The organism is Mameliella sp. LZ-28, from assembly GCF_012274245.1.
GTDB lineage: Bacteria > Pseudomonadota > Alphaproteobacteria > Rhodobacterales > Rhodobacteraceae > Antarctobacter > Antarctobacter albus.
Window position 1 is genome coordinate 1 of sequence record NZ_JAANYX010000018.1, and the last position, 26,944, is coordinate 26,944.

At 62.9% G+C, this 26,944-nt stretch carries 25 protein-coding genes and 1 tRNA gene; 21 read left to right on the forward strand and 5 right to left on the reverse strand.

The window, feature by feature from the left end:
* On the forward strand, nt 1-305 hold a 305-nt coding region (locus tag G9Q80_RS12235; RefSeq protein WP_500862230.1), incomplete at its 5' end, for an EF-Tu C-terminal domain-related protein.
* A gap of 221 nt (nt 306-526) precedes the next feature.
* On the opposite strand, the gene G9Q80_RS12240 is transcribed toward G9Q80_RS12235, so the two are convergent.
* Together G9Q80_RS12240 and G9Q80_RS12245 are read right to left on the reverse strand one after the other, a co-directional pair.
* The gene (locus tag G9Q80_RS12240; RefSeq protein ID WP_043137466.1) at nt 527-748 is read right to left on the reverse strand and encodes a hypothetical protein; all 222 of its coding nucleotides are present in this window, start codon (nt 746-748) and stop codon (nt 527-529) included.
* 53 nt (nt 749-801) lie between these two features.
* Nucleotides 802-1,023 (reverse strand): hypothetical protein, encoded by a 222-nt coding sequence (locus G9Q80_RS12245; RefSeq protein WP_043137464.1) that lies wholly within the window; start codon nt 1,021-1,023, stop codon nt 802-804.
* Between the two features lie 465 nt (nt 1,024-1,488).
* On the opposite strand from G9Q80_RS12245, the gene G9Q80_RS12250 reads away from it, so the two are divergent.
* A tRNA-Trp gene (locus tag G9Q80_RS12250) sits at nt 1,489-1,564 on the forward strand.
* Nucleotides 1,565-1,704: 140 nt separating this feature from the next.
* On the opposite strand, the gene G9Q80_RS12255 is transcribed toward G9Q80_RS12250, so the two are convergent.
* Entirely contained in the window at nt 1,705-2,124 is a 420-nt protein-coding gene (locus tag G9Q80_RS12255; protein WP_088714193.1) for a hypothetical protein, read from the reverse strand.
* Between the two features lie 310 nt (nt 2,125-2,434).
* Here G9Q80_RS12255 and secE point away from each other — a divergent pair, with 310 nt between their 5' ends.
* Nucleotides 2,435-2,638 carry a preprotein translocase subunit SecE gene (secE, locus tag G9Q80_RS12260; RefSeq protein WP_043137462.1) on the forward strand — a complete coding sequence of 68 codons (204 nt, stop codon included), beginning with the start codon at nt 2,435-2,437 and terminating at the stop codon, nt 2,636-2,638.
* Nucleotides 2,639-2,784: 146 nt separating this feature from the next.
* Entirely contained in the window at nt 2,785-3,318 is a 534-nt protein-coding gene (gene nusG, locus G9Q80_RS12265; RefSeq protein WP_088714194.1) for a transcription termination/antitermination protein NusG, read from the forward strand.
* 77 nt (nt 3,319-3,395) lie between these two features.
* Here nusG and G9Q80_RS27875 read toward each other — a convergent pair whose 3' ends face one another.
* Nucleotides 3,396-3,944 (reverse strand): DUF6647 family protein, encoded by a 549-nt coding sequence (locus tag G9Q80_RS27875; protein ID WP_069210806.1) that lies wholly within the window; start codon nt 3,942-3,944, stop codon nt 3,396-3,398.
* A 107-nt stretch (nt 3,945-4,051) separates the two neighbouring features.
* On the opposite strand from G9Q80_RS27875, the gene G9Q80_RS12275 reads away from it, so the two are divergent.
* From G9Q80_RS12275 to G9Q80_RS12335, 13 genes are all read left to right on the forward strand, one after another.
* Nucleotides 4,052-4,963, forward strand: coding sequence for a LysR substrate-binding domain-containing protein (locus G9Q80_RS12275; protein ID WP_088714195.1), 912 nt, complete (start codon nt 4,052-4,054; stop codon nt 4,961-4,963).
* Nucleotides 4,964-5,050: 87 nt separating this feature from the next.
* Nucleotides 5,051-6,211 carry a winged helix-turn-helix domain-containing protein gene (locus tag G9Q80_RS12280; protein WP_088714196.1) on the forward strand — a complete coding sequence of 387 codons (1,161 nt, stop codon included), beginning with the start codon at nt 5,051-5,053 and terminating at the stop codon, nt 6,209-6,211.
* 202 nt (nt 6,212-6,413) lie between these two features.
* The gene (gene rplK / locus G9Q80_RS12285; RefSeq protein WP_043137451.1) at nt 6,414-6,866 is read left to right on the forward strand and encodes a 50S ribosomal protein L11; all 453 of its coding nucleotides are present in this window, start codon (nt 6,414-6,416) and stop codon (nt 6,864-6,866) included.
* Between the two features lie 5 nt (nt 6,867-6,871).
* Complete coding sequence (gene rplA, locus G9Q80_RS12290) at nt 6,872-7,570, forward strand: 50S ribosomal protein L1 (RefSeq protein WP_043137449.1); 699 nt, start codon at nt 6,872-6,874, stop codon at nt 7,568-7,570.
* A 128-nt stretch (nt 7,571-7,698) separates the two neighbouring features.
* Nucleotides 7,699-8,199: a putative pterin-binding protein gene (locus G9Q80_RS12295; RefSeq protein ID WP_157903781.1), complete on the forward strand. Its 501-nt coding sequence runs from the start codon at nt 7,699-7,701 to the stop codon at nt 8,197-8,199.
* Between the two features lie 8 nt (nt 8,200-8,207).
* Nucleotides 8,208-10,031: an ATP-binding protein gene (locus G9Q80_RS12300; protein ID WP_088714198.1), complete on the forward strand. Its 1,824-nt coding sequence runs from the start codon at nt 8,208-8,210 to the stop codon at nt 10,029-10,031.
* A gap of 29 nt (nt 10,032-10,060) precedes the next feature.
* On the forward strand, nt 10,061-10,900 hold the full coding sequence (locus G9Q80_RS12305) for a lipoprotein N-acyltransferase Lnb domain-containing protein (protein ID WP_088714199.1): 840 nt from the start codon (nt 10,061-10,063) through the stop codon (nt 10,898-10,900).
* A gap of 291 nt (nt 10,901-11,191) precedes the next feature.
* Nucleotides 11,192-11,710 carry a 50S ribosomal protein L10 gene (rplJ, locus tag G9Q80_RS12310; RefSeq protein WP_043137442.1) on the forward strand — a complete coding sequence of 173 codons (519 nt, stop codon included), beginning with the start codon at nt 11,192-11,194 and terminating at the stop codon, nt 11,708-11,710.
* 74 nt (nt 11,711-11,784) lie between these two features.
* Nucleotides 11,785-12,165: a 50S ribosomal protein L7/L12 gene (rplL, locus tag G9Q80_RS12315; RefSeq protein WP_043137439.1), complete on the forward strand. Its 381-nt coding sequence runs from the start codon at nt 11,785-11,787 to the stop codon at nt 12,163-12,165.
* Nucleotides 12,166-12,777: 612 nt separating this feature from the next.
* The gene (gene rpoB, locus G9Q80_RS12320; RefSeq protein ID WP_088714200.1) at nt 12,778-16,914 is read left to right on the forward strand and encodes a DNA-directed RNA polymerase subunit beta; all 4,137 of its coding nucleotides are present in this window, start codon (nt 12,778-12,780) and stop codon (nt 16,912-16,914) included.
* The gene (locus G9Q80_RS12325; RefSeq protein WP_088714201.1) at nt 16,914-17,720 is read left to right on the forward strand and encodes a sulfotransferase family protein; all 807 of its coding nucleotides are present in this window, start codon (nt 16,914-16,916) and stop codon (nt 17,718-17,720) included. Before rpoB ends, G9Q80_RS12325 begins: the two co-directional genes overlap by 1 nt.
* Nucleotides 17,717-21,967, forward strand: a complete 4,251-nt coding sequence (gene rpoC, locus G9Q80_RS12330) for a DNA-directed RNA polymerase subunit beta' (RefSeq protein ID WP_088714202.1) — start codon at nt 17,717-17,719, stop codon at nt 21,965-21,967. Before G9Q80_RS12325 ends, rpoC begins: the two co-directional genes overlap by 4 nt.
* A 124-nt stretch (nt 21,968-22,091) precedes the next feature.
* A complete protein-coding gene (locus tag G9Q80_RS12335) occupies nt 22,092-22,574 on the forward strand; it encodes a DUF2867 domain-containing protein (RefSeq protein WP_069210797.1) in 483 nt (160 codons plus the stop codon).
* Here the strand turns inward: G9Q80_RS12335 and G9Q80_RS12340 are convergent.
* Entirely contained in the window at nt 22,559-23,359 is an 801-nt protein-coding gene (locus G9Q80_RS12340) for a glycosyltransferase (RefSeq protein WP_088714203.1), read from the reverse strand. The two genes, G9Q80_RS12335 and G9Q80_RS12340, sit on opposite strands and share 16 nt — an antisense overlap.
* A gap of 371 nt (nt 23,360-23,730) precedes the next feature.
* Here G9Q80_RS12340 and rpsL point away from each other — a divergent pair, with 371 nt between their 5' ends.
* From rpsL to G9Q80_RS12360, 4 genes are all read left to right on the forward strand, one after another.
* The gene (gene rpsL, locus G9Q80_RS12345; protein ID WP_005862801.1) at nt 23,731-24,102 is read left to right on the forward strand and encodes a 30S ribosomal protein S12; all 372 of its coding nucleotides are present in this window, start codon (nt 23,731-23,733) and stop codon (nt 24,100-24,102) included.
* A 12-nt stretch (nt 24,103-24,114) separates the two neighbouring features.
* Nucleotides 24,115-24,585, forward strand: a complete 471-nt coding sequence (gene rpsG, locus G9Q80_RS12350) for a 30S ribosomal protein S7 (protein WP_043137418.1) — start codon at nt 24,115-24,117, stop codon at nt 24,583-24,585.
* Nucleotides 24,586-24,609: 24 nt separating this feature from the next.
* Nucleotides 24,610-26,727, forward strand: coding sequence for an elongation factor G (fusA, locus tag G9Q80_RS12355; protein WP_043137416.1), 2,118 nt, complete (start codon nt 24,610-24,612; stop codon nt 26,725-26,727).
* Nucleotides 26,728-26,817: 90 nt separating this feature from the next.
* The coding region (locus tag G9Q80_RS12360; protein WP_246870521.1) for a GTP-binding protein at nt 26,818-26,944 on the forward strand (127 nt) is incomplete at its 3' end.

Sequence of the window (26,944 nt, forward strand, 5' to 3'; positions counted from 1 at the left end):
GCAAGCCGGGTTCGGTGAAGCCGCACACCAAGTTCGAGTGCGAGGTCTACATCCTGACCAAGGAAGAAGGCGGCCGTCACACGCCGTTCTTCAAGAACTACCGTCCGCAGTTCTACTTCCGGACCACGGACGTGACCGGCACGGTCGAGCTGCCCGAGGGCACCGAGATGGTGATGCCGGGCGACAACCTGAAGTTCAACGTCGAGCTGATCGCGCCGATCGCGATGGAAGACGGCCTGCGTTTCGCCATCCGTGAAGGCGGCCGCACCGTCGGTTCGGGCGTCGTGTCCAAGATCATCGAGTAAGGCGCCTGCCGCCACTCGGCTGAAAGCATTGGAAGGGCGCCCCGACCGGGGCGCCCTTTTTCCTTGCCTGGCCCTCGGCCATGATCTGATCTTCGGAACAAGCCGCAAGCCCGCCAGAAAAAATTAAAAGCCGCCCGGAGCCCGGGCGGCTTTTTCGCGTGGAGCGGCCCTGACAGACGCCCGGGAGTGTGGCGCCTGTCAGGGCCGGGCATCCTTGCGCATCAGTTCAGGAAAGCGCGGATGAAGGCCTGCTTTTCGCTGTTGCTGTCGCCGCTCTTGAGGGCGTTGTTGATAGCGTGCACTTCGGCCGCGCTCAGGCCCGAGAAATCGGCGCCGGGCAGGATGTACTTGGCTTCGCTGTCCAGCTGCGGCGTGGTCATGGCGTTTGCGGCACCGGTGAGGGCTGCGGTTGCGATGAGGGCGGATGCGATCAGGGTTTTCATGTCAGGGTCCTTTGTCTTGATGATTGTGGTCGTGGTATTTGCCCAGTGGGCGATCAGTTCAGGAAAGCGCGGATGAGGGCCTGCTTTTCGCTGTTGCTGGCGCCGCTCTTGAGGGCGTTGTTGACGGCGTGCACTTCGGCTGCGCTCAGACCCGAGAAATCGGCGCCGGGCAGGACGTACTTGGCTTCGCTGTCGAGCTGCGGCGCGGTGTTCGCATATGCGGCACCGGTCAGGGCTGCGGTTGCGACGAGGGCGGATGCGATCAGGGTTTTCATGTCAGTGTCCTTATCTTGTGACTGTGTGGCGGAAGGCCCGCCGTGTGTTGGTGCCGGTCTGTCTGTCCGACACCGAGCTATCTGGGGCCGTGGGCGACGGATTTGAAATCACAGGATGATCGCGTTTCGTAACGCCGATTTGTTCTTGAAAAACAGCCTGATAGACAGGATGTTGTGCATGAATGCAGGGCATTGGTGCGGGTCAGAAAACGCAGGGTTTCAAGGTCATCGCGGAGCCGCCGTCGGGCGTGAGGCGGGCGGCCTGAATGGGCCGTGAAAGCGGATTCACATGATGTTGATGACCGCGTTTCCGGCCGTTGTCGGAGGATTGTTTCAGGATTCTCCGCGCGGCGTGATCACGCGGGGCGCCAGGGAGGCGGGGCATCCCCGGAAATCGGATGAAAAACCCGTGCCGAGGCCTCTTGATTTCGCTGTCGGGTTGGCGTACCCCACGGCACGGCCTGAAGGGGTATAGCTCAGCTGGTAGAGCGACGGTCTCCAAAACCGTAGGTCGCGGGTTCGAACCCTGCTGCCCCTGCCAAACTTCCGGAAATCGCCGACCGACGTGCCGCCGCGTGAAAACGTGGTGCATTGGCGCGGTCTGCGGAAGAGCTTTGCCCTCCGCATGCAAAAAGGGGCCACCTTTCGGCAGCCCCTTCTGTCAGGTCATCGTGGCCGGGATCAGTTGGCCATGATCTGGGTTGCAACCTTGTCGATCTCGGCGTTGTCGCCACTGGTGATCGCGGTTTGCAGGCGCTGGATCTCGTTCTCGGTCAGGGACGAGACGTCAAGTTCGGGCGCGTAGAGGTTGATCTGAGAGCGCTCGAACTCGGTCAGGCCGGTGGTGACCTCCATGTCGACCGGCTCCATCGGCTCGAAGTTCACGTCGGTCAGCAGTGCGCGCATCTGAGCCCGCTTCTCGGAGACCGACTCGCCGCTGGCGGCAATGGTGGTCAGTTGCGTCACCTGAAGTTCGGTGAGCGTTTCCACGTTCACGTTCGGGAAGTACTTTTCGATCGTCTGTGTTTCGACCTGCGACTGTGCGAAGGCGCCGGTCGCGACGACGGTTGCAAGAGCGGTTGCGGTGATAAAGCGTGTCATTGTGTCTGACTCCTTACTCGTGTTCCACATGCTGCCAAGGCGTGCCGCCCCGGCGGTTCTGGGCAATCAACGGGGTGGGCAGCGTCCCGTTCCATCCGGAAAAGACGTTTTTTGACAGCGAGTTGAGCGCAGGGATGCACCGCGGGCGCGGAACGTGGGGCGGGCATGCGGGTTCCATCACGACATTCCCATCAACTCTCACGCGGGCGTGACCCCCGTGGCGGTGGCGCCAATCGGCCCGCGGGCCTTGTATTCATGGCGCTCTCCGCGTATTTCCTCGCAAACCACCGCACGTACGGGAAGAGACAGCATGGCAACCACCAATCCGCTTCAGTTCATCCAGCAGGTCCGGGCCGAAGTGGCCAAGATCGTCTGGCCGACCCGGCGCGAGGTTTTCCTGACCACCGTAATGGTGTTCATCATGGCCACGCTGACGGCGATTTTCTTTGCGCTGGTCGACATGGGCATCCGGTTTGGCCTGCAAACCCTGCTGTCCGTGGTCGGTGGCGGCTGAGCCAGGCGGCTCTGCGGGCGGGAAGCGCTTGCAATACACCGCAAAGGCCGATAATGAGCCGCGATAGGGATGGCGCGCACGGGAGTTGCGCGCCCCTTTTTGTTTTGGGCACGCCCGTGCGGGGCTTCAACAATCGAAGGTAACTCATGGCAAAGCGGTGGTACTCGGTCAGCGTCCTCTCGAACTTCGAGAAGAAGATCGCCGAACAGATCCGGACAGCGGTCGAAGAGCAGGGGCTCGAAAACCAGATCGACGAGGTCCTGGTTCCCACCGAAGAGGTGATTGAGGTTCGTCGCGGCAAGAAGGTGACGACCGAGCGCCGCTTCATGCCCGGTTATGTCCTTGTGCACATGGAGATGTCGGACCAGGGCTATCACCTGGTGAACTCGATCAACCGCGTCACTGGCTTCCTTGGCCCGCAGGGCCGTCCGATGCCGATGCGCGATGCCGAGGTCGAGGCGATCCTTGGCCGCGTGCAGGAGAACGAGGATGCGCCGCGCACGCTTATCCACTTTGAGGTGGGCGAAAAGGTCAAGGTCAACGACGGCCCCTTCGAGGGCTTCGACGGCATGGTCGAAGGCGTGGACGACGACAACCAGCGCCTGCGCGTGTCGGTGTCGATCTTCGGTCGCGAAACCCCGGTGGAACTGGAATTCACGCAGGTCTCGAAAGAGGTCTGAGGCCGGACACCCGGCCAGGTTTGAAAAGCGCAGGCCCCGGGTCCTGCGCTTTTCGCGTTTTCGGGCGGCCTTGATTTTCAATCGGGGTGAATGTCGCGGCGCGGGCAGCTGGCCTCCAGAACGACGGCAATCCAGTTGACGTCCGCCCTCAGCCCCATTTCGCCCAGCCAGGCGTCCTGAAGGCGGTAGGCGGGCAATTCCTGTGCTCCGGGGCAGTACCAGTGACCTGCCTCGGCCTGTCGATGATGGACAAGCTCATGTAGCAGAACGCTGGCGTCGAAGGGGTTACGGGGATCCCACGGGCGGATCAGGTAGACGGTGCTGCTTTCGGGATCGTAAAGGCCCCGTGTCCGGCCACCCTGTCGCGATGCGGATGCGCCCAGAAGGTTCCGTGCCCGGGTTTCGCCGATCACCCGGATGTCCGGGCGTGAATTTCGCCGGGGCAGGTCCATTCGGCCGTCAAGCCAGTCTTCCAGATGGGTCACAAGGTCCGAGGTCGTTTCCGCGTGTCGCCAGGCCAGCGGTCCGGAGGTCGTATTCGCCTGGGCCTCTGGAATGGCGATAAAGGACAACAGAAGAGAGAGGGCACACGCGACGCGTGCGCCGGGACGCAGTGTGAAGGACATGGAAGCCTCCGCCGGAATTTGGGATCTGATGCAAATAATGGTAGGGTCGGGTCCGGAACGACGCAAAAGGTGAAATTTCAACTGCGATTGAAAGGGATTCACGCGTGATGGGACGCAAGCTTCCCCCGTTCGCGGCGGTCCGTGCCTTCGAGGCGGCGGCGCGTCACATGAGTTTCAAGAAGGCGGCCGAAGAGCTGTGCCTTTCGCCCTCGGCGATCAGCCACCAGATCCGCGCGCTGGAGGGGCACTTGGATACGCAGTTGTTCGAGCGGCGCGGAAACGAGCTGTCGCTGACACTGACCGGGCATGGCTATGCCCAAAGCCTGACCGTCTTTCTTGACGGAGTCGCGGAGTCGACGCGTTCCGTGCGCGAGGCCGGGCAGAGGCCGTTCCGGGTGCTTTGCACGCCGGGGTTTGCCGCGCGCTGGCTGGTGCCAAGGCTGGACCGGCTTTCCTTTGGCGACCGGGTGCGCCTGCGGGTGTCCGAAGGAGCGCCGTCGACCGACTTTGCGCGCAATGATGCGGACGTGGTGATCCAGTGGGCGGATGACCTGACGCCGGGCGTGCGGACTGAACCGATCATGGAATCGCACCGCTATCCGGTCATCAGTCCTGATCTGCTGGCTCGGATGCAGGTTCGCGCGCCCGAGGATCTGCTGAAACTGACCCTGATGCATGACGAAGTGCTGGACGCCTGGGGCGAGTGGTTCGAGGCGGCGGGATTGACCCCGCCGCAGATGCCCCGGGGGCCCGTGTTTCCCAATTGCGAATTCGCGACAACTGCCGCCGAACAGGGGCAGGGCGTGTCTCTTGCCTATGACGCGATGGTCCGTGGAACGCTGAAATCCGGGCGGTTGGTGCGATTGTTCGACACCGTGACCATGCCTGTCGTCATCTATTCCGTGGCCTATCCCGAGGCGAAAGCCGGGGATTCCATGATCCGGGAATTCCGGGACTGGATCTTTGCAGAGGCGGCAGAGGATATACCCAGGCTCAGGCGGGTGGCGGCGGCCGAGTAGGGCGGCTTGGGGCTGTGCGGAGGCCGGGATTGCGCTTCGGCCCCGGGTGACGCATTCAAGGGGGATGCTGATCCGCCCGAGGTCGAATTGACGCCGCTTCGCATTCACAACGCAGACGCCCGCAGGCTGTGGCTGGCCTCTCACGGATTGGCAGAGGCGCCCGTGGGTGGACCGCCGACACTGGATGTCATCCGCGACCTGGGGTTTGTCCAGCTGGACACGATCCAGGTTGTCAGCCGGGCGCATCATCACATCCTCTGGAGCCGCAACCAGAGCTATCGCGAACCGGAACTGGACCGGCTGTTGCGCGGGCGGCATGTGTTCGAACATTTCACGCATGACGCCTCTGTCCTGCCGATGGAGATGCTGCCCCTGTGGCGGCGGCAGTTCGACCGGATGCGGCGCAAGGCGGAAAGCTGGTCCTGGTATGTCGGGCGGGGCGACGATGCCCTGATGGACGAGATCCGGGAGCGCATCCGCGAGGAGGGGCCGCTCTGCACGCGCGACTTTGACACCCGGATCGAGGGTGAGCGCGCCATGTGGAAACGTCCGCCACACAAGAAGGCGCTGGATTACCTGTGGTATGCGGGCGAACTGGCGACCTGCCACCGAGAGGGTGTCATCAAGTACTACGACTTGGCCGAACGGGTCTTTCCCGAGGACTTGCGGAACCAGGTCTTGCCGGATGCGGCGCAGGTGGATGGCTTGTGCCGCGCGGCGCTGGCGCGGCTGGGCTTTGGCTCATTGGGAGAAGTGCGCAAGTTCTGGGATGCGGCAGAGGTGGCCGAGGTCTCCGCCTGGGCCGAGCGCGACACGGGCGCCTATGTGCCGGTGCAGATCGAAGGCGCGGACGGTCGCTGGACCAAAGGTGTGGCGGTGCCCGACATCGAAGAGCGGCTTGCCTCGGCGCCGGCGCCCACCTCGCGCCTGCGCATCCTGAACCCTTTCGATCCGGCCATCCGGGATCGGGCGCGGGTCAGGCGGCTGTTCGGGTTCGACTATACGGTCGAGATGTTCGTGCCCGCCGCGCAGCGCCAGTGGGGCTATTACGTCTATCCCCTGCTGGAGGGCGACCGGCTGGTGGGCCGGATCGAGGCCAAGGCGGAACGGGCCAGCGGCCGCTTGTCCGTCATGAACCTCTGGTGGGAACAGGGCGTGCGGGCGGGGACAGGCCGCATGGCGCGTGTCGAGGCCGAGCTTGCCCGGCTGGCAAGGCTGGCCGGGGTCGATGAGGTTGTCTGGCCCTAGTGCCTTTATGGCGACGCGGCTGGATCCGATTCCACGCTTGCCAAATGACCGGCCCCGGGTTAGACGGCGCGCTCATGCCGACCCGGGGCGACTCGGGCGGTATACCTATCGTGGGAGGCGAGGGCATCGCGATGTCCGGACCAGACCACGCCACAAAACGCCCCCAAGACGCGTCCGGGGGAGATGGAACAGGAGAACGCCCGTGGCCAAGAAGCTCGCCGGCAAGATGAAGCTGCAGATCCCTGCAGGCAAAGCCAACCCCTCGCCGCCCGTGGGCCCCGCCCTGGGTCAGCGCGGCATCAACATCATGGAATTCTGCAAGGCGTTCAACGCCAAGACGCAGGACATGGAGCCGGGCGCGCCCTGCCCGACGGAGATTGTCTACTACCAGGACAAGTCCTTCACCATGAACATCAAGACGCCGCCCGCGTCTTACTACCTGAAGAAGGCCGCCGGCCTGAAGCCCGTCGGCAAGCGGAACCGTCCGCGCGGCGCCGAGAACCCGGGCCGTGAAACCATCGCCTCGGTGACCGTGGCGCAGGTCCGCGAGATCGCCGAAGCCAAGATGAAAGACCTCTCGGCCAATGACGTCGAAGCGGCAATGAAGATCATCCTCGGCTCCGCGAGCTCGATGGGTATCGAGGTGAAGGGGTAATCATCATGGCAAAGCTCGGAAAACGCGCAAAGGCGGCCCGTGAGGCCTTCGCCGGCAAAGAGAACATCACCGTCGAAGAAGCCGTGGCCCTGATCAAGTCGAACTCGAACACCAAGTTCGACGAGACCGTTGAAATCGCCATGAACCTCGGCGTCGACCCGCGCCACGCGGACCAGATGGTCCGCGGCGTCGTCGGCCTGCCGAACGGCACCGGCAAGACCACCCGCGTGGCGGTTTTCGCCCGTGGCCCCAAGGCTGAAGAGGCTCAGGCCGCTGGTGCGGACATCGTCGGCGCCGAGGACCTGATGGAAACCATCCAGGGCGGCACGATCGAGTTCGACCGTTGCATCGCAACGCCGGACATGATGCCGATCGTCGGTCGCCTGGGCAAGATCCTGGGCCCGCGCAACCTGATGCCGAACCCCAAGGTCGGCACCGTGACGATGGACGTGGCGCAGGCAGTCAAGGACGCCAAAGGCGGCCAGGTCCAGTTCAAGGCCGAAAAGGCCGGTGTCGTGCACGCAGGCGTCGGCAAGGTCTCCTTCGACGAGGCCAAGCTGGTCGAGAACATCCGCGCATTTGTCGGTGCGGTCTCGGCGGCCAAGCCGACGGGCGCCAAGGGCACATACATGAAAAAGATCGCGCTGAGCTCGACGATGGGCCCGGGCGTCACGGTCGATATCGTGAACGCGACCGGCAACTGAGCCGAACCGCGCATCTGACTACAAAAGGCGGGCCAATGGCCCGCCTTTTTTGTTGTTTGCAAACCCTGCGTTAAGGTGGGGCGCTTAGATCGGAAAACACGCCATTCACCAACCGGATGGAGGTCTGGGTGTTCCGACTCTGCATTTGCCTGTTCTGTCTGATCGCGATGCCCCTCGCCGGTCCTGCCCGTGCGCTGGACGTACCGCAGGGGGCGCCTCTTCTGACGGTCGACGGGCTGATCGGGCAGACGAATGATGGCGACCTGGCCGTCTATGACCGCGCCATGCTTCAGGCTCTCGATTGGCGGGAGATCGAAACCTATACCGATTTCACGCTTGGGGTGCAGCATCTGGCTGGTCCCAGCCTGGCTTCCTTGCTGAAACAGTTGGGGGTCCGGCGGGGCACGCTGCGGGCGGTGGCGCTTGACGATTACATGATCGACATCCCCGTGTCCGACGTGCAGGCCTTTGGCATCATCCTGGCAATCGAACAGGACGGAAAGCCGATGCGCGTCCGCAACAAGGGGCCGATCTGGATCGTCTACCCGGCTCCCACGCCGGAGGACGTGAACGAACTGCACAGCTCGCGGATGATCTGGCAGTTGCAGCGCCTGACGGTCAAACCCTGATCGCCGGCATGGAGCAGATCCGCACAAATGCGCGCACCCTTCGGGCCCTGATCGCGATCACCATCGCGTTGGGGCTGGCCGCGCTGCTGCTGGATTACAACCGCGCCCACGGCGTCTCGCGCGAGCTGACAGTTCGCAACCTCAACACCATGCTGTGGAGCATCAGCGAGCTCAACTTCGAGAGCCAGCGCCTGATCGGCATCCTCAAAGACTATGAGCACGGCACCGTCGATCTGGAAACCGCGCAACTGCGTTTTGACGTGTTGTGGAGCAGGGTTGATATCGTCCGGGCCAAACCCTTTGGAGAATCGACCGGGTTCCACGAACTCGTGGCCGACTTCGACAGGTTCCTTCACGAGGGGGACGGCATCCTTTTTGCGTCCGAGCCACCGACGCAGGCCCAACTGTCCCACCTCGTGGACCGGCTGAACAACCTGACCATCCACAGCCGGAGGCTCTGGTCCGGCAACTTCGGCACCCAGAACCCGGCCAGCCGGGTCCTCGATGAATTCGAGGACCTGACTGCCACGCGTTTGACGGATTTTGGCGCGATCACGCTGCTGGTTCTGCTGATGCTGTACGTGCTGGCGGAAATCTTCTTTGCCGGACGCGGGCAGCGCAAGGAGGCCGAGTTGCGGCGCGAGGCGGCAGAGGCCAATGCCGCCAAGACGCGCTTCCTGGCCAATGTCAGCCACGAGATCCGGACACCTCTGAACGGCATCCTCGGCATGGCTTCGGAACTCTCGGAATCGCAACTGACCGAGGATCAGGCGCAATGCCTGCAGATCATCGAGCAATCGGGCACGGTTCTGCTGGGCACCATCAACGATGTGCTGGACCTGTCCCGGATCGAGGCCGGACAGCTCAGCGTCGAGGCCCGTCCCTTTGCCTTGCGTGGCCTGGTCGAGGCGGCTTGCGCGCTCTACGGAGCGCGGGCGCGGGAAAAGGACCTGTACCTGACGCTGGACATACAGGACAACCTGCCGCCGATCCTGATGGGCGATGAATTCCGCATCCGCCAGGTCCTGCACAACCTGATTGCCAACGCGGTCAAATTCACCTCGGACGGGGGCGTCATGGTGCGCGTGCGTCCCGACTTGGACGGCAGCCGCCTTGTCATCGCGGTCCAGGACAGCGGGCCGGGCATCGAGCGTGAGGCGCAGGCCCGCATTTTCGAACCATTCCTGCAGGCGGACGCCAGTGTCACCCGCCGCCACGGCGGCAGCGGGCTGGGGCTGACGATCTCGCGACAGCTGTGCCAGGCGATGGGGGGCGATCTCATGGTGGTCAGCCGCCCGGGACATGGCGCCACCTTCTTTTGTGACCTGCCGCTGCGCGCCGCCAGCGCCGAGGAGGCGCTGCAGGTCCGGGTCGAAACGGCCCGTCCGCCGGACCTTTCCGGGCGTTGCATCCTGGTGGCTGACGACAATGCGACGAACCGGCTGATCCTGGACCGTTTCCTGCGCAACACCGGGGCAGAGGTTCAGTTCGCCGAAACCGGCGAAGAAGCCTTGGCATTGGTCCGGGCGGGCGGCATCGACATGATCCTGATGGACGTGCAGATGCCGGTCATGGACGGTGTCGCCGCAACGCGCGAGATTCGCAGGCTCGAAAAAGACGGCGGCGCGCCCCGCACCGGCATCATCGCGGTCACCGCAAACGTTCTGAGCCACCAGGTTCAGGGCTATCGTGCCGCAGGCATGGATGACGTGTTGTGCAAGCCGGTGTCGAAGCGCGATCTCATGGTGGTGCTGGCGGACCGCATGGCCGCCGCGCCGGTCGCCACGGGCGTGGGGACCGAGGAGCCGTTTTTACGCGCCTCGTCTTCCTGACCTGACGTCGATCGGCTACAGCGGAGGGCATGAAACGATTTCTGCTCTTGCTGCCGCTGATCCTGATCTGTGGGCTGTACGTGAACTGGCAGCTGACGCCGCCTTCGCATGACCGTGACTGGCGCGCGGATTACAGCCGCCTACCCGGCGTGGAGCAGACCGGCAACACCTTCCGCATCGAGAACATCCGTGACTGGAACTACGCCGAGGACGGATCGGTAACGCGGCAGGACTGGATCACGCGCGAGATCGACCCGGACGGGCTGAGCCAGGCCTATTTTCTGGTCGAGCCATTCGGCAGCATCGACGCAATCGCCCATACCATGCTGGTCTTCGCCTTCGAGGATGGCTCGGCCTATGTCGCCTCGATCGAGGCGCGGCGCGAGGTGGGCGAGACCTATAGCGCGCCCAAGGCTGCTGTTCTGCCGATCTTCGAATATATCTTTGTCTGGACAACCGAACGCGACATGTATGGCAATAGCGAGTTTATGGCCGGGGATGAGCTGTTCCTCTACGCGCTGGACATTCCGCTGGCACAGCAGCGGGCGGTACTGCGCGCGGTCATCGCGGAAACCGCTGAGATTCAGCAGGAACCGCGCTGGTACAACACGCTGTTTTCCAACTGTACCAATGTCCTGGCCCGGACCGTGAACAAGATCGCGCCGGACGCCGTTCCCTTTGACAAGGCCTGGTACCTGACCGGTTACGCGGATGAATTCCTTTACGCCGAAGGGTTCATCGCGCAGGGAGAGAGTTTCGAGGCGGTCCGGGATGCCGCGCTGATCTCTCCGCTGATCCGCGAGCTGTACGACATCGCCGACCCGGTCGACTTTTCCCGTGCCTTCCGGGCGCAACGGGCCGGGGGTTAGGCAAAAATCCTGCCGCGCCCGCAGATGCCCCCTTGGCAACGCGCGGGATGATGTTAAAGACGGCCCTGCACAGCGGGGCGCGATTCGTCGTGGGCCGTTTGCATTTCGTCCGAGACGGTGGGTTGGCCGAGGCCGTTAAATCCTGCCCGAGACGGGAAGAGACATCTTTTCAGGCCGCGCCGCGTGCGCGTGCCCCACAGGATGCGTCGACCCTCATTCGGACTTCAATGGCAGGGGAAACCTTGCCGGAAAGAGCCGGAGGGTCCGCCCTCCAACAACTGGAGTGAAACTGTGGATAGAGCCCAGAAAGAAAAGGTGGTCGAGGAACTCGGCCAGGTCTTCGAAAGCTCTGGCGTCGTGGTGGTTGCCCGCTACGAAGGTCTCACGGTTGCCGAAATGACGGACCTCCGCGGTCGTGCCCGTAACGGGGATGCCGTGGTCCGTGTCGCCAAGAACAGGCTCGCCAGGATCGCCGTCGACGGAACGCAGTGCGAAGGTATCGCACCGCTCCTGGGCGGCATGACTGTTCTCACCTACTCCGATGACCCCGTGGCTGCGGCCAAGGTCGTCGAGGACTTTGCCAAGGACAACAAGAAATTCGAAATCCTTGGCGGGTCGATGGGTGGAACGACCCTGGACCGGGCCGGTGTCGAAGCCGTGTCGAAAATGCCGTCGCGCGACGAACTCATCGCGTCGATCGTCGGCTGCATCGGCGCACCCGCTTCGAACATCGCCGGTGCCATTGGTGCACCTGCTTCGAACATCGCCTCCATCCTGTCGACCATCGAGGAAAAGCAGGAAGCGGCGTAAGGCAAACCGCAATGACCCTCGTGGGGAATTCTCCCTGACGTTGGAAAACACATCTAAACGGAAAGAGTCTCAAAATGGCTGATCTTAAAGCACTCGCCGAGCAAATCGTGGGCCTGACCCTGCTCGAGGCACAAGAACTGAAAACCATCCTCAAGGACGAATACGGCATCGAGCCGGCAGCCGGTGGCGCCGTCATGATGGCCGGTCCGGCCGGCGACGCCGGTGGCGAAGCCGCCGAGGAGCAGACCGAGTTCGACGTCATCCTGAAGTCGGCCGGCGACAAGAAGATCAACGTGATCAAGGAAGTCCGCGGCATCACCGGCCTGGGCCTGAAAGAAGCCAAAGAGCTGGTCGAGGCCGGCGGCAAGGCTGTCAAAGAAGGCGTTTCCAAGGACGAAGCCGAGGAAATCAAGAAGAAGCTCGAAGAAGCAGGCGCGGAAATCGAGCTCAAGTGATCTGGCGGGAGGCAGCTGCTTCCCGGTCCATTTCGAAACGCCTCCGGTCCTGCCGGAGGCGTTTTTCTTTGCGCCGGACGGTGCCGACAACTGTGCTCAGGACTGGCGGGAAGGCGGCGAAAGACGCCGCAAATCGCATCCCAGCTTGACGATCGGGTTAACTTTTGCCATTCTCTGCGGGTGTGGAAATCGCAAAGCTCCTGCTGTGGGCTTGCGTTCTCGTGTTTAACCGAATATTCGGAAGTCTCCGGCGGGGTCGAGCGATTCGAGCCCGCTATCGGCTTTTTGGATTGCGAGGTGTCGGCAGCTCCCCATTGAAATGTCAGCGCATGGTTCCCAAGTCGTCCCGTCCATCCCGAAAATGCAGCCGGATCGACGCCTGACAAGGTCGGACTCCCGGAAATTGTGCTGAACCCCGAACATGAATGCCGGTCTTGGCAAGCCCCTTTGCTCGAGGGGTTTCCCAAGGCAGGACACTACGGATCGAGTGGCACGCGGTGGGACGCGCGCCGAGAATGGATCTGATTGACTGTCATCACTGACGCGCCGGCGGCTGTGGCCCCCGACAGCCGGTCCGCGCGGGCAGAGAACACGGAAAGGGTGGCTCCACTCATGGCGCAAAGTTTCCTCGGTCAGAAACGCCTTCGTCGCTACTACGGCAAAATTCGTGAAGTCCTTGAAATGCCGAACCTCATCGAGGTTCAGAAATCCAGCTACAAGCTGTTCCTCGAAAGCGGCGACCAGCCGCAGGCGATGGACGGCGAGGGCATCAAGGGCGTGTTCCAGTCGGTCTTCCCGATCAAGGATTTCAACGAGACCGCCGTTCTGGAATTCGTCAACTACGAGCTGGAAAAGCCGAAATACGACGTCGAGGAGTGCATGCAGCGCGACATGACCTACAGCGCCCCGCTGAAGGTTACCCTGCGCCTGATCGTCTTCGATGTGGATGAAGACACCGGCGCCAAGTCGGTCAAGGACATCAAGGAGCAGGATGTCTTCATGGGCGACATGCCCCTGATGACGCCCAACGGCACCTTCATTGTCAACGGCACCGAGCGGGTCATCGTTTCCCAGATGCACCGTTCGCCCGGCGTGTTCTTTGACCACGACAAGGGCAAGACGCATTCCTCGGGCAAACTGCTGTTCGCTTGCCGGATCATTCCCTACCGCGGCTCCTGGCTCGATTTCGAATTCGACGCCAAGGACATCGTGTTCGCCCGCATCGACCGTCGCCGCAAGCTGCCGGTGACCACGCTCCTGTATGCCCTGGGTCTCGACCAGGAAGCGATCATGGACGCCTACTATGAAACGGTGAACTTCGAGTATCGCCGTGGCGAAGGCTGGGCGACCAAGTTCTTCCCCGAGCGTGTGCGCGGCACCCGTCCGACCTTTGACCTGGTCGATGCGGACAGCGGCGAAGTGATCGCCGAGGCCACCAAGAAAGTCACCCCGCGCGCGGTGAAGAAACTGATCGACGAAGGCAAGGTGCAGAACCTTCTGGTGCCGTTCGAGCACATCGTCGGCAAGTTCGTGTCCAAGGACATCATCAACGAGGAAACCGGCGCCATCTACGTCGAGGCCGGGGACGAACTGACCTGGACCGTGGACAAAGACGGCGAAGTGACCGGCGGCACTCTGAAAGAGCTGCTGGACGCCGGTATCACCGACATCCCCGTCCTGGACATCGATAACGTCAACGTCGGTCCGTACATGCGCAACACGATGGCGCAGGACAAGAACATGGACCGCAACACCGCGCTGATGGACATCTATCGCGTGATGCGTCCGGGCGAGCCGCCCACCGTCGAAGCCGCCTCGTCGCTCTTTGACACGCTGTTCTTCGATTCCGAGCGTTACGACCTGTCCGCCGTGGGCCGGGTCAAGATGAACATGCGCCTGGCGCTTGAAAAGCCGGACACCCAGCGCACGCTGGACCGTGAGGACATCGTTGCCTGCATCAAGGCGCTGGTGGACCTGCGTGACGGCAAGGGCGACATCGACGACATCGACCACCTGGGCAACCGTCGTGTCCGCTCCGTCGGCGAGTTGATGGAAAACCAGTACCGCGTCGGCCTGCTGCGCATGGAGCGCGCCATCAAGGAGCGCATGTCGTCGGTCGAGATCGACACCGTCATGCCGCAGGACCTGATCAACGCGAAACCGGCGGCCGCCGCCGTGCGCGAATTCTTCGGTTCGTCGCAGCTGTCGCAGTTCATGGACCAGACCAACCCGCTGTCCGAAGTGACGCACAAGCGCCGCCTCTCGGCGCTTGGACCGGGCGGTCTGACGCGTGAGCGGGCCGGCTTCGAGGTGCGCGACGTTCACCCGACGCACTATGGCCGGATGTGCCCGATTGAAACGCCGGAAGGCCCGAACATCGGTCTGATCAACTCGCTGGCAACCTTTGCCCGCGTGAACAAGTACGGCTTTATCGAGACCCCCTATCGCGTGGTTAAGGATCGTGTCGTCACCGACGAGGTGCACTACATGTCCGCGACCGAGGAAATGCGCCACACCGTGGCGCAGGCCAACGCGAAACTGGACGACGACGGCCGGTTCGAGAATGACCTGGTGTCGACCCGGAAATCGGGCGACTACACGCTGTCGCCCTCGGAAAACGTCGACCTGATCGACGTGTCGCCGAAACAGCTGGTCTCGGTTGCCGCTTCGCTGATCCCGTTCCTGGAAAACGACGACGCCAACCGCGCCCTGATGGGGTCGAACATGCAGCGTCAGGCGGTTCCGACCCTGCGCGCCGAGGCGCCGCTGGTCGGCACCGGCATCGAGGAAGTCGTGGCACGCGACTCCGGCGCGGCGGTTCTGGCCAAGCGGGCCGGGATCATCGACCAGGTCGACGCGATGCGGATCGTTGTGCGCGCCACCGAAGATATGGAACCCGGCGACCCGGGCGTCGACATCTACCGGATGCGCAAGTTCCAGCGGTCGAACCAGAACACCTGTATCAACCAGAAACCGCTGGTGAAGGTGGGTCAGAAGGTCGGCAAGAACGAGGTCATCGCGGACGGTCCGTCCACCGACATGGGGGAACTGGCGCTTGGCAAGAACGTCATCGTCGCCTTCATGCCCTGGAACGGCTACAACTACGAGGACTCGATCCTGATCTCCGAGCGGATCGCCAAGGATGACGTGTTCACCTCCGTCCACATCGAGGAATTCGAAGTGGCGGCGCGCGACACCAAGCTTGGGCCGGAAGAGATCACCCGCGACATTCCCAACGTCGGCGAGGAAGCCCTGCGCAACCTCGACGAGGCGGGCATCGTCTATATCGGGGCCGACGTAGAGCCGGGCGACATCCTGGTGGGCAAGATCACCCCCAAGGGCGAGAGCCCGATGACGCCGGAAGAAAAACTTCTCCGCGCCATCTTCGGTGAAAAGGCAAGCGACGTGCGCGACACCTCGCTGCGGGTCAAACCGGGCGATTACGGGACTGTCGTCGAGGTCCGGGTGTTCAACCGCCACGGCGTCGAAAAGGACGAACGTGCGCTGCAGATCGAGCGGGAAGAGATCGAACAGCTGGCCCGTGACCGGGACGACGAGCTGGCGATCCTCGACCGCAATATCTATGCCCGCCTCAAAGGTATGATCCTGGGCAAGACCGCCGTGAAGGGGCCGAAAGGCATCAAGTCGAACTCGGAAATCACCGAGGAGCTTCTGGAAACCCTGACCCGTGGTCAGTGGTGGCAGCTGGCCCTGGGCGAGGAAGAGGACGCCAAGCACGTCGAGGCCCTGCACGAGCAGTACGAGGTGCAGAAGCGCGCCCTGGATGCCCGTTTCGAGGACAAGGTCGAAAAGGTCCGCCGTGGCGACGACCTGCCCCCGGGCGTGATGAAGATGGTCAAGGTCTTCATCGCGGTGAAGCGCAAGCTGCAGCCGGGCGACAAGATGGCCGGCCGTCACGGCAACAAGGGTGTCGTGTCGCGCGTCGTACCGCAGGAGGACATGCCCTTCCTCGCGGACGGGACGCCGGTCGACTTCTGCCTCAACCCGCTGGGCGTTCCCTCGCGGATGAACGTCGGTCAGATCCTCGAGACCCACATGGGCTGGGCCGCGCGCGGCCTCGGCATCGAGGTGGACGAGGCGCTGCAAGAGTACCGCCGGTCGGGTGACCTGACCCCGGTGCGCGAAGCGCTGCGGATTGCCTATGGCGACGAGGTCTATCAGGAAGGTCTGGAGCCGCTCGAAGAAGAAGACCTGCTGGAAGCGGCGGGCAACGTCACCCGTGGCGTGCCGATTGCGACCCCGGTCTTCGACGGTGCCAAGGAAGCCGATGTGAACGACGCGCTCAAGCGCGCCGGGTTCGATCAGAGCGGCCAGTCCGACCTGTTCGACGGCCGCACGGGCGAGAAGTTCTCGCGCCGGGTGACGGTGGGTGTGAAATACCTGCTGAAACTGCACCACCTGGTCGACGACAAGATCCACGCCCGTTCGACGGGGCCGTACTCGCTCGTCACGCAGCAGCCGCTGGGTGGTAAGGCGCAGTTCGGCGGTCAGCGCTTTGGTGAGATGGAGGTCTGGGCCCTGGAAGCCTACGGCGCCGCCTACACCCTGCAGGAGATGCTGACGGTGAAGTCGGACGACGTGGCGGGCCGGACCAAGGTCTACGAGTCGATCGTCAAGGGCGAGGACAACTTCGAAGCCGGCGTGCCGGAATCGTTCAACGTTCTCGTCAAGGAGGTCCGCGGTCTGGGCCTCAATATGGAACTCCTGGATACGGAGGAGGATGAGTGATGCAGTGGCCCTGGGCCAAGACCAGGGGCGATGGACCGGTGACCAGCGACGGCAAGAGCGTCGTCCTTGTCACCGGCGCACCGCGCAGCGGCACGACCGCCTTGGTTGAACTGCTCAATTGTCACCCCGAGTTGGCGGTGACGAACGAGCGGTACAACAAGCGGCTTCTGGCACGCGACCTGCGGCTTGAGCATTACTCGGTCGACCGGATGCGTCGGTACCAGCCGGACGACGGCGGCAAGGTGTCGTTCGAGATGGACGTGACGCAGAAGGCCCTGGCCAAACTCGACGGTGCCCGCGTTGTCGGCGACAAGATTCCCCGCCCCTACGAGGTCTTCGAGCTGGCGCAGACGTTGGGCAAGGCTCCGGTGATCGCGATCCTGCGAGAGCCGATGGGCATGGCTCGGAGCTACATGGGACGGGTCCGTCGGGCTGAAATGCAGATGGCCAACGGAAAGACACCGACCTGGCCCGTCAAACGCGACTTCCATGCGGCCGTTCGGGATTTCAATGACTATGTCGCGCTGCTGCGCGACATGTCCGCCTCTAAACTCGGCGGCAGCGCACCTTGGCTGCTGGTCGAATATGTAAGCCTGTTCTCCGGGGAGTATCCCGTGGAACGGATCTTCGAGTTTCTCGACCTGGATCCAGCCAAGGCGACCGGCCTCGATGCCGTCGTCGGGGTCCGCGAAGAGAAACAGCGCAAGGTGGATGAGTTGGATCAATTCGTCGGTCTAAACGCCGACTTTGTTGGCTACCGCGAGGTCTTTGATCGTGTGGGTCCGGCAGGAAAGGACATCAGATGAACCAGGAACTGACAAACAACCCGTTCAACCCGCTGACCCCGACCAAGGTCTTTGACGAGATCAAGGTGTCGCTGGCGTCGCCGGAACGGATCCTCTCGTGGTCCTTCGGCGAGATCAAGAAGCCGGAAACCATCAACTACCGTACGTTCAAGCCCGAGCGTGACGGCCTGTTCTGCGCGCGTATCTTTGGCCCGATCAAGGATTACGAATGCCTCTGCGGCAAGTACAAGCGCATGAAATATCGCGGCGTCGTCTGCGAGAAATGCGGCGTCGAAGTCACGCTGCAAAAGGTCCGCCGCGAGCGCATGGGCCACATCGAGCTGGCCGCGCCCTGCGCCCATATCTGGTTCCTCAAGTCGCTGCCCTCGCGCATCGGCCTGATGCTGGACATGACGCTGCGTGATCTGGAACGCGTCCTGTATTTCGAAAACTACGTCGTGATCGAACCCGGTCTGACGGATCTCACCTACGGTCAGATGATGACCGAGGAAGAATTCCTGGATGCCCAGGACCAGTACGGCATGGACGCCTTCACCGCCAACATCGGCGCCGAGGCGATCCGCGAGATGCTGGCCGCGATCGACCTGGAGGCCGAGGCAGAAAACCTGCGCGCCGACCTCAAGGAAGCCACCGGCGAGCTGAAGCCCAAGAAGATCATCAAGCGCCTGAAGGTCGTGGAATCCTTCCTCGAGTCGGGCAACCGCCCCGAGTGGATGATCCTGACCGTCGTGCCGGTGATCCCGCCGGAACTGCGCCCGCTGGTGCCGCTGGACGGTGGCCGCTTTGCGACCTCCGACCTGAACGACCTGTACCGCCGCGTCATCAACCGGAACAACCGCCTCAAGCGGCTGATCGAACTGCGCGCGCCGGACATCATCGTCCGCAACGAAAAGCGGATGCTGCAGGAATCCGTGGACGCCCTGTTCGACAACGGACGTCGTGGCCGCGTCATCACCGGCGCCAACAAGCGTCCGCTGAAGTCGCTCAGCGATATGCTGAAGGGCAAGCAGGGCCGCTTCCGTCAGAACCTTCTGGGCAAGCGCGTCGACTTCTCGGGCCGTTCGGTCATCGTGACCGGGCCGGAGCTGAAACTGCACCAGTGCGGCCTGCCCAAGAAGATGGCGCTCGAGCTGTTCAAGCCGTTCATCTACTCGCGGCTGGAGGCCAAGGGCCTCAGCAGCACCGTGAAGCAGGCGAAGAAGCTGGTCGAGAAAGAGCGTCCCGAGGTCTGGGACATCCTCGACGAGGTCATCCGCGAGCACCCGGTTCTGCTGAACCGTGCGCCCACGCTGCACCGTCTGGGCATCCAGGCGTTTGAGCCCACGCTGATCGAAGGCAAGGCGATCCAGCTGCACCCGCTGGTCTGCTCGGCCTTCAACGCCGACTTCGACGGTGACCAGATGGCCGTGCACGTGCCGCTGAGCCTCGAGGCGCAGCTGGAAGCGCGCGTCCTGATGATGTCGACGAACAACGTCCTGTCGCCCGCCAACGGCGCACCGATCATCGTTCCGTCGCAGGACATGATCCTTGGTCTCTACTACGTGACCATCGCCCGCGACGGCATGAAGGGCGAAGGCATGATCTTCTCCTCGCCGGAAGAGGTTCAGCACGCGCTGGACTCGGGCGAGGTCCACCTGCATGCCAAGATCACCTGCCGGATGCCGCAGATCGACGAAGAGGGCAACGAGGTCTGGGAACGGGTCGAAACCACCCCGGGCCGTGTTCGCATCGGCGGGCTGCTGCCGCTGAATGCCAAGGCGCCCTTCGAACTGGTCAACCGTCTGCTGCGCAAGGGCGACGTGCAGACCGTCATCGACACCGTCTACCGCTACTGCGGTCAGAAGGAATCGGTGATTTTCTGTGACCAGATCATGCGCCTGGGCTTTGTCGAGGCGTTCAAGGCCGGCATCTCGTTCGGCAAGGACGACATGGTCATCCCCGACAACAAGTGGGAACTGGTCGACGAGACTCGCGACCAGGTGAAGGACTTTGAACAGCAGTACATGGACGGCCTGATCACCCAGGGCGAAAAGTACAACAAGGTCGTGGACGCCTGGTCGAAGTGTAACGACAAGGTCACCGAGGCGATGATGAACACCATCTCCGCCCGGCGCGAGGACGAGAACGGGGCCGAGATGGAACCGAACTCGGTCTACATGATGGCCCACTCCAAGGCCCGTGGCTCGGTCACGCAGATGAAACAGCTGGGCGCGATGCGCGGCCTGATGGCGAAGCCGAACGGCGACATCATCGAGACGCCGATCATCTCGAACTTCAAGGAAGGCCTGACCGTTCTGGAGTACTTCAACTCCACCCACGGTGCCCGTAAGGGCCTGTCGGACACCGCGCTCAAGACGGCGAACTCGGGTTACCTGACCCGCCGTCTGGTGGACGTCGCGCAGGACTGTATCATCCGCATGACGGACTGCGGCACCGACCGGGCAATCACCGCCGAAGCGGCGGTGAACGACGGCGAAGTCGTGGCGACGCTGGGCGAACGCATCCTGGGCCGCGTCGCGGCAGAGGACCTGCTGCACCCCGAGACCGGCGACATGATGGTCCGCGAAGGCGAGCTGATCGACGAACGCATGGCCGACACCGTCGAGGAATCCGGCCTGCAGACCGCGCGCATCCGTTCGCCCCTGACCTGCGAGGCCGAGGAAGGCGTCTGCGCGACCTGCTATGGTCGTGACCTGGCGCGCGGCACGATGGTGAACACCGGCGAAGCCGTGGGCATCATCGCGGCGCAGTCGATCGGTGAACCCGGCACGCAGCTGACCATGCGGACCTTCCACATGGGCGGCGTTGCGCAGGGGTCCTCGCGGTCCTTCCTGGAAGCCAGCCAGAACGGCAAGATCGCCTTTGCGAACCCCGGCATCATCACCAATGCCGCGGGCGAGCAGATCGTCATGAACCGGAACATGCAGGTTCTGATCATGAACGACCAGGGCGAGGAAATCGCATCCCACAAGATGGGCTACGGTTCCAAGCTGTTCGTGGACGAAGGCCAGGAGGTCAAGCGCGGCGACAAGCTGTTCGAGTGGGACCCCTACACCCTGCCGATCATCGCCGAGAAGGACGGTATCGCCAAGCACGTCGACCTGGTGACAGGGATCGCCGTGCGCGACGAGACCGACGATGCCACCGGCATGACCCAGAAGATCGTGATCGACTGGCGGGCCGCGCCCAAGGGCAACGAGCTCAAGCCCGAGATCATCCTGATGGATGCCGACGGCGAGCCGGTGCGCAACGATGCGGGCAACCCGATCACCTACCCGATGTCCGTGGACGCCATCCTGTCCTGTGAAGACGGGCAGGAGGTCAAGGCAGGTGATGTCGTGGCGCGTATCCCGCGTGAAGGTGCGAAGACGAAGGACATCACCGGTGGTCTGCCGCGTGTGGCCGAACTCTTCGAGGCGCGCCGTCCGAAGGATCACGCCATCATCGCCGAGATCGACGGCTACGTGCGCTTTGGCAAGGACTACAAGAACAAGCGCCGTATCACCATCGAACCCGCGGACGAGAACCTCGAGCCCAAGGAATACATGATCCCCAAGGGCAAGCACATCCCGGTGGGCGAGGGCGACTACGTCCAGAAGGGCGACTACATCATGGACGGCAACCCGGCCCCGCACGACATTCTGTCGATCATGGGGATCGAGGCCCTTGCCAACTACATGATCGACGAGGTGCAGGACGTCTACCGACTGCAGGGCGTGAAGATCAACGACAAGCACGTCGAGGTCATCGTTCGCCAGATGCTGCAGAAGTGGGAGATCCTGGACTCGGGCGACACCACGCTGCTCAAGGGTGAGCACGTCGACAAGGTCGAATTCGACGAGGCCAACGCCAAGGCCGAGAAGAAGGGTGGTCGTCCGGCGCAGGGTGAACCGATCCTGCTGGGCATCACCAAGGCCTCGTTGCAGACCCGCTCGTTCATCTCTGCGGCCTCCTTCCAGGAGACCACCCGCGTGCTGACCGAGGCCTCGGTTCAGGGCAAGAAGGACAAGCTGGTCGGCCTGAAGGAAAACGTCATCGTGGGCCGCCTGATCCCGGCGGGCACCGGTGGCGCGACCCAGAAGGTGCGCCGCATCGCCCAGGACCGCGACAACGTCGTGATCGAGGCACGCCGCGAGGAGGCCGAAGTGGCCGCCGCGCTGGCCGCCCCGGAAACGATGGGCGACGACGTCGTGGGCGGCGACGAGTTCGACACCCTGATCGTCGACACTCCGGAAAGCCGCGAGTGATCGCCACGGCCCAAGGGCTCTGACATCGAAAACGCCCCCGCGATCCGCGGGGGCGTTTTTTCTTGGCCACAGGTACGGCATGGCGGCTTTGCGCATCGCGGCCGGACGTGACACAAGGTTGCCCATGCAGATCGAAACGTCTCAACTGCGGATTGTCGCGCCGCGTAGCCGGTTGAATTTCCTGGATATCCAAAGCGTCACCCTTGCCAGGCCACTGACCCCGATCCAGACCTATGGGCATCTGTCCGGCTGGATGGCGCAACGGTTCGGTTGGGCATTTCGCGTCCGGGATGCGCTGAGCGCGCCCTTTGGCGTACGACCTATCCGGGGCTTCTCGGGACGTACTCCGGCGGCCGCGACCGAAGGCGAGAAGCTGGATTTCTTCCTGGTGGAGCAGGCAACACCGGAGGTCCTGGTGCTGACAGAGCGCGACCGGCACCTGGATGTGATGACCTGTATCGCCTGCTCGGGCGGTCACGTCACGATCACCTCGTCGGTCGTGACGCACAATGGCTTTGGCCGCCTGTACATGGCCGTGGTCGGTCCTGCCCACCGGGTGATCATCCGCCGGTCACTTGCGCGCTTGAAGGATCAGGCAAACACCTGACGGACGTGATCGGCATCGATTGCGAAGCGGGCTTTCAGCTCGGCCTCGGCTTCGGCGTCGAGTCGGGGCAGGGCGACCGGTTTGACGTGTTTCTTCTGCCGAGAGTCGTTGTGGTCGTTGTGCCCGCGCAGGTACATCGCCTTGTCGGTAAAGGTCACCGTGGGCATGAACTGGTTCAGCTTGTTATGGGCAAAGTTCATGATTGTCTGCCTGGCACCAGGCCGGGCGGCGATGGCCTGGGCCACCCCCCAATAGGGCGTGACTTGCAGTTCCGCGCAGATCCCCTTCGCATCCGGGCGTCCGATGTACCCACGGTTCCAGTCGAACCCGACCAGCCGGTGCCGGTCCAGCAAGGGCGCCACGTCGCGGGCTGCTTGCCGCAGGTCCTGAACGAAGTCCACCGCCACGGCGTCGTCGTCATCATGGCGGAATTGCAGGCAGGGCTGCCCCGGCTCCCGCAGCGAATTGATGACGTCCTGACAGACTTGCCGATGCGGACCGGGCGGGCGCGAGACGATGACAGCCTGCGGAAAGCCCTCGACCAGGGCAGCAAGCCGTTCCAGCCACCCGGTCGGCATGGCGTCGCCGACCAGGATAGCGAACAGGAAATTCGGATCGGTCTGCGCCCTCAGACCCGGCAGGCAGAGGCATTCGAAATGCCGAAACCGCTCTTCCATCCGGTCGGGCGCATAGAGGTAGGCCATCCGTTCTTCGAGACTGGAATGAGCCACCTGAAAGCCGCCCTCGGCGGGGTAGGAAAACCGGCAGAATCCGATGACTTGCATCCCTTGCCCCCATGTGCGAAGCGGTTGCCCTTGAATGGCATTGCCGCCCTGTCCCGGCAAGCCCGCAGGGCTGTTGACAAGGTCCGCGACTCCCCCTATACGCCCCGCTAATCCGCGTCAGACTTCGGGCTGATTGCGTCCTTACATAACCAGGCGGTCATGATCCGGGCCACTATCGCCCCGATCCTCTGAACACCCACCGCGTCGTTTCCTCGGTACGGAAACGGATGCGGTTTTTTCGTCGTTTGCCATCACGTCTTGGCAGCGGCACACGAACCGGCCCGCGTGATCGCGCGCGATGCCAGAACCTGAACCTCCGCACGGGAAGGCCCGTGCAGCACATTTGTGAGAAGCACGGGGAAATAACCGGAATGCCCACGATCCAACAGCTGATCCGCAAGCCGCGGCAGCCCAAAGTCAAGCGCTCGAAGTCGCAGCACCTTGAGCAGTGCCCGCAGAAACGCGGCGTCTGCACCCGCGTCTACACCACCACGCCGAAGAAGCCGAACTCGGCTATGCGTAAGGTGGCCAAGGTGCGTCTGACCAACGGTTACGAGGTGATCAGCTACATCCCCGGTGAAAGCCACAACCTTCAGGAGCACTCGGTGGTCCTGATCCGTGGCGGTCGTGTCAAAGACCTTCCCGGCGTGCGTTACCACATTCTGCGCGGTGTTCTGGATACCCAGGGCGTCAAGGACCGGAAGCAGCGTCGTTCGAAATACGGCGCCAAGCGTCCCAAGTAAGAGGATACACAGATGTCTCGTCGTCACGCCGCTGAGAAACGCGAAGTCCTGCCCGACGCCAAGTATGGCGATCGCGTCCTGACCAAGTTCATGAACAACCTGATGTACGACGGCAAGAAATCCGCCGCCGAACGCATCGTCTACAACGCGCTCGACCGGGTCGAAGCCAAGGTCAAGCGCGCGCCGGTGGAAATCTTCCACGAGGCGCTGGACAACATCAAGCCGTCGGTCGAGGTCCGCTCGCGCCGCGTTGGTGGTGCCACCTACCAGGTTCCGGTCGAAGTGCGCCCCGAGCGCCGCGAAGCCCTGGCCATCCGCTGGCTGATCAACGCCTCGCGCGCCCGCAATGAAAACACCATGGAAGAACGCCTCGCCGGCGAGCTGATTGACGCAGTGCAGTCACGCGGTGCCGCCGTTAAGAAGCGCGAAGACACCCACAAGATGGCCGACGCCAACAAGGCGTTCAGCCATTACCGCTGGTAAACAATTCTTCTGAGGACAAGCCCTATGGCACGCGATTATCCCCTCGAGCGTTACCGGAACTTCGGTATCATGGCGCATATCGACGCCGGCAAGACCACCTGTTCCGAACGCATCCTGTTCTACACCGGCAAGTCGCACAACATCGGCGAGGTGCATGACGGCGCCGCGACGATGGACTGGATGGAGCAAGAGCAGGAACGCGGGATCACCATTACCTCGGCTGCGACCACTACCTTCTGGGAGCGCACCGAGAACGGCACCGAGCCGGATTCCCTGAAACACCGCCTGAACATCATCGACACCCCCGGCCACGTCGACTTCACCATCGAAGTCGAGCGTTCGCTGGCGGTTCTCGACGGTGCCGTCTGTGTTCTGGACGCCAACGCCGGTGTCGAGCCGCAGACCGAAACCGTGTGGCGTCAGGCTGACCGCTACAAGGTTCCGCGGATCGTCTTCGTCAACAAGATGGACAAGATCGGCGCGGACTTCTTCAACTGCGTCCGCATGATCGAGGACCGCACCGGCGCCCGCGCCGTTCCCGTAGGTATTCCGATCGGCGCCGAGTCCGAACTGGAAGGCCTGATCGACCTCGTCACCATGAAGGAATGGGTCTGGCGCGGCGATGACCTCGGCGCGACCTGGTTCCAGGAAGAGATCCGTGCGGAACTCAAGGACATGGCCGAAGAGTGGCGTGGCAAGATGATCGAGGCCGCCGTCGAAGAAGACGACGACGCGATGGAAGCCTACCTGGAAGGTGAAGAGCCCGACGTGGCGACCCTGCGCAAACTGCTGCGCAAGGGCACGCTGAACCTGCACTTCGTGCCGGTCCTGGGTGGTTCTGCCTTCAAGAACAAGGGTGTCCAGCCGCTGCTCAACGCCGTGATCGACTACCTGCCCAGCCCGCTGGACGTGGTCGACTACATGGGCTTCGCACCGGACGACGAGACCGAAACGCGGAACATCGCGCGTCGTGCCGACGACTCGATGCCCTTCGCCGGCCTCGCGTTCAAGATCATGAACGACCCCTTCGTCGGTTCGCTGACCTTCACCCGGATCTACTCCGGCGTGATGAACAAGGGTGACAACATCCTCAACGCGACCAAGGGCAAGAAAGAGCGCATCGGTCGTATGATGATGATGCATTCGAACAACCGCGAAGAGATCGAAGAAGCCTTTGCAGGCGACATCATCGCGCTGGCGGGTCTGAAGGACACCACCACCGGTGATACCCTCTGCGACGCCAAGGCGCCGGTGGTTCTGGAAACCATGACCTTCCCGGAGCCGGTGATCGAGATCGCGGTCGAGCCCAAGACCAAGGGCGACCAGGAAAAGATGTCCCAGGGTCTGGCCCGTCTGGCCGCAGAAGACCCGTCCTTCCGCGTGGAAACCGACCTGGAATCGGGTCAGACCATCATGAAGGGCATGGGCGAACTTCACCTGGACATCCTGGTTGACCGTCTCAAGCGGGAATTCAAGGTCGAGGCGAACATCGGTGCGCCGCAGGTGGCCTATCGTGAAACCATCGGCCACGCGGTCGAGCACACCTACACCCACAAGAAACAGTCGGGTGGTTCGGGTCAGTTCGCCGAAGTCAAGCTGGAGATCACCCCGACCGAGCCGGGCGAAGGGTACACCTTCGAATCCCGTATCGTTGGTGGTGCGGTTCCGAAGGAATACATCCCGGGTGTCGAAAAGGGCATCAAATCGGTCATGGACTCCGGTCCGCTGGCAGGTTTCCCGGTCATCGACTTCAAGGTGGCGCTGCTGGACGGTAAGTTCCACGACGTCGACTCGTCGGTCTTGGCCTTCGAGATCGCCAGCCGCATGTGCATGCGCGAAGGTCTCCGCAAGGCCGGCGCGAAGCTGCTGGAGCCGATGATGAAGGTCGAAGTGATCACCCCGGAAGAGTACACCGGCGGTATCATCGGCGACCTGACCTCGCGTCGTGGCCAGGTCTCTGGCCAGGAACCGCGCGGCAACGCGGTGGCGATCAACGCCAACGTCCCGCTGGCCAACATGTTCGGCTACATCAACACCCTGCGTTCGATGTCCTCGGGCCGTGCGCAGTTCACGATGCAGTTCTCGCACTACGATCCCGTGCCGCAGAACATCTCGGACGAGATCCAGGCCAAGTACGCGTAACCGGCGGTGCGCCGTAAAGGCGCACCCTACACCAGCCCGTAGGGTGCGCAGATTTGCGCACCGCACGACAAGAAAAAGGGAGCCAATACAATGGCAAAGGAAAAGTTTGAACGCGGCAAGCCGCACTGCAACATCGGCACGATCGGGCACGTTGACCACGGCAAGACGACGCTGACTGCGGCGATCACGAAGTACTTCGGCGACTTCAAGGCGTATG

Coding starts and splice junctions, on each gene's coding strand:
- G9Q80_RS12305 (WP_088714199.1), top strand. CDS start 10,061: ATGAAACGATTTCTGCTCTTGCTGCCGCTGATCCTGATCTGTGGGCTG.
- nusG (WP_088714194.1), top strand. CDS start 2,785: ATGGCAAAGCGGTGGTACTCGGTCAGCGTCCTCTCGAACTTCGAGAAG.
- G9Q80_RS12335 (WP_069210797.1), top strand. CDS start 22,092: ATGCAGATCGAAACGTCTCAACTGCGGATTGTCGCGCCGCGTAGCCGG.
- rplL (WP_043137439.1), top strand. CDS start 11,785: ATGGCTGATCTTAAAGCACTCGCCGAGCAAATCGTGGGCCTGACCCTG.
- G9Q80_RS12275 (WP_088714195.1), top strand. CDS start 4,052: ATGGGACGCAAGCTTCCCCCGTTCGCGGCGGTCCGTGCCTTCGAGGCG.
- G9Q80_RS12340 (WP_088714203.1), bottom strand. CDS start 23,359: ATGCAAGTCATCGGATTCTGCCGGTTTTCCTACCCCGCCGAGGGCGGC.
- fusA (WP_043137416.1), top strand. CDS start 24,610: ATGGCACGCGATTATCCCCTCGAGCGTTACCGGAACTTCGGTATCATG.
- G9Q80_RS12325 (WP_088714201.1), top strand. CDS start 16,914: ATGCAGTGGCCCTGGGCCAAGACCAGGGGCGATGGACCGGTGACCAGC.
- rplA (WP_043137449.1), top strand. CDS start 6,872: ATGGCAAAGCTCGGAAAACGCGCAAAGGCGGCCCGTGAGGCCTTCGCC.
- rpsL (WP_005862801.1), top strand. CDS start 23,731: ATGCCCACGATCCAACAGCTGATCCGCAAGCCGCGGCAGCCCAAAGTC.
- rpoC (WP_088714202.1), top strand. CDS start 17,717: ATGAACCAGGAACTGACAAACAACCCGTTCAACCCGCTGACCCCGACC.
- G9Q80_RS12245 (WP_043137464.1), bottom strand. CDS start 1,023: ATGAAAACCCTGATCGCATCCGCCCTCGTCGCAACCGCAGCCCTGACC.
- G9Q80_RS12300 (WP_088714198.1), top strand. CDS start 8,208: ATGGAGCAGATCCGCACAAATGCGCGCACCCTTCGGGCCCTGATCGCG.
- G9Q80_RS12255 (WP_088714193.1), bottom strand. CDS start 2,124: ATGACACGCTTTATCACCGCAACCGCTCTTGCAACCGTCGTCGCGACC.
- G9Q80_RS27875 (WP_069210806.1), bottom strand. CDS start 3,944: ATGTCCTTCACACTGCGTCCCGGCGCACGCGTCGCGTGTGCCCTCTCT.
- rpoB (WP_088714200.1), top strand. CDS start 12,778: ATGGCGCAAAGTTTCCTCGGTCAGAAACGCCTTCGTCGCTACTACGGC.
- G9Q80_RS12240 (WP_043137466.1), bottom strand. CDS start 748: ATGAAAACCCTGATCGCATCCGCCCTCATCGCAACCGCAGCCCTCACC.
- rpsG (WP_043137418.1), top strand. CDS start 24,115: ATGTCTCGTCGTCACGCCGCTGAGAAACGCGAAGTCCTGCCCGACGCC.
- secE (WP_043137462.1), top strand. CDS start 2,435: ATGGCAACCACCAATCCGCTTCAGTTCATCCAGCAGGTCCGGGCCGAA.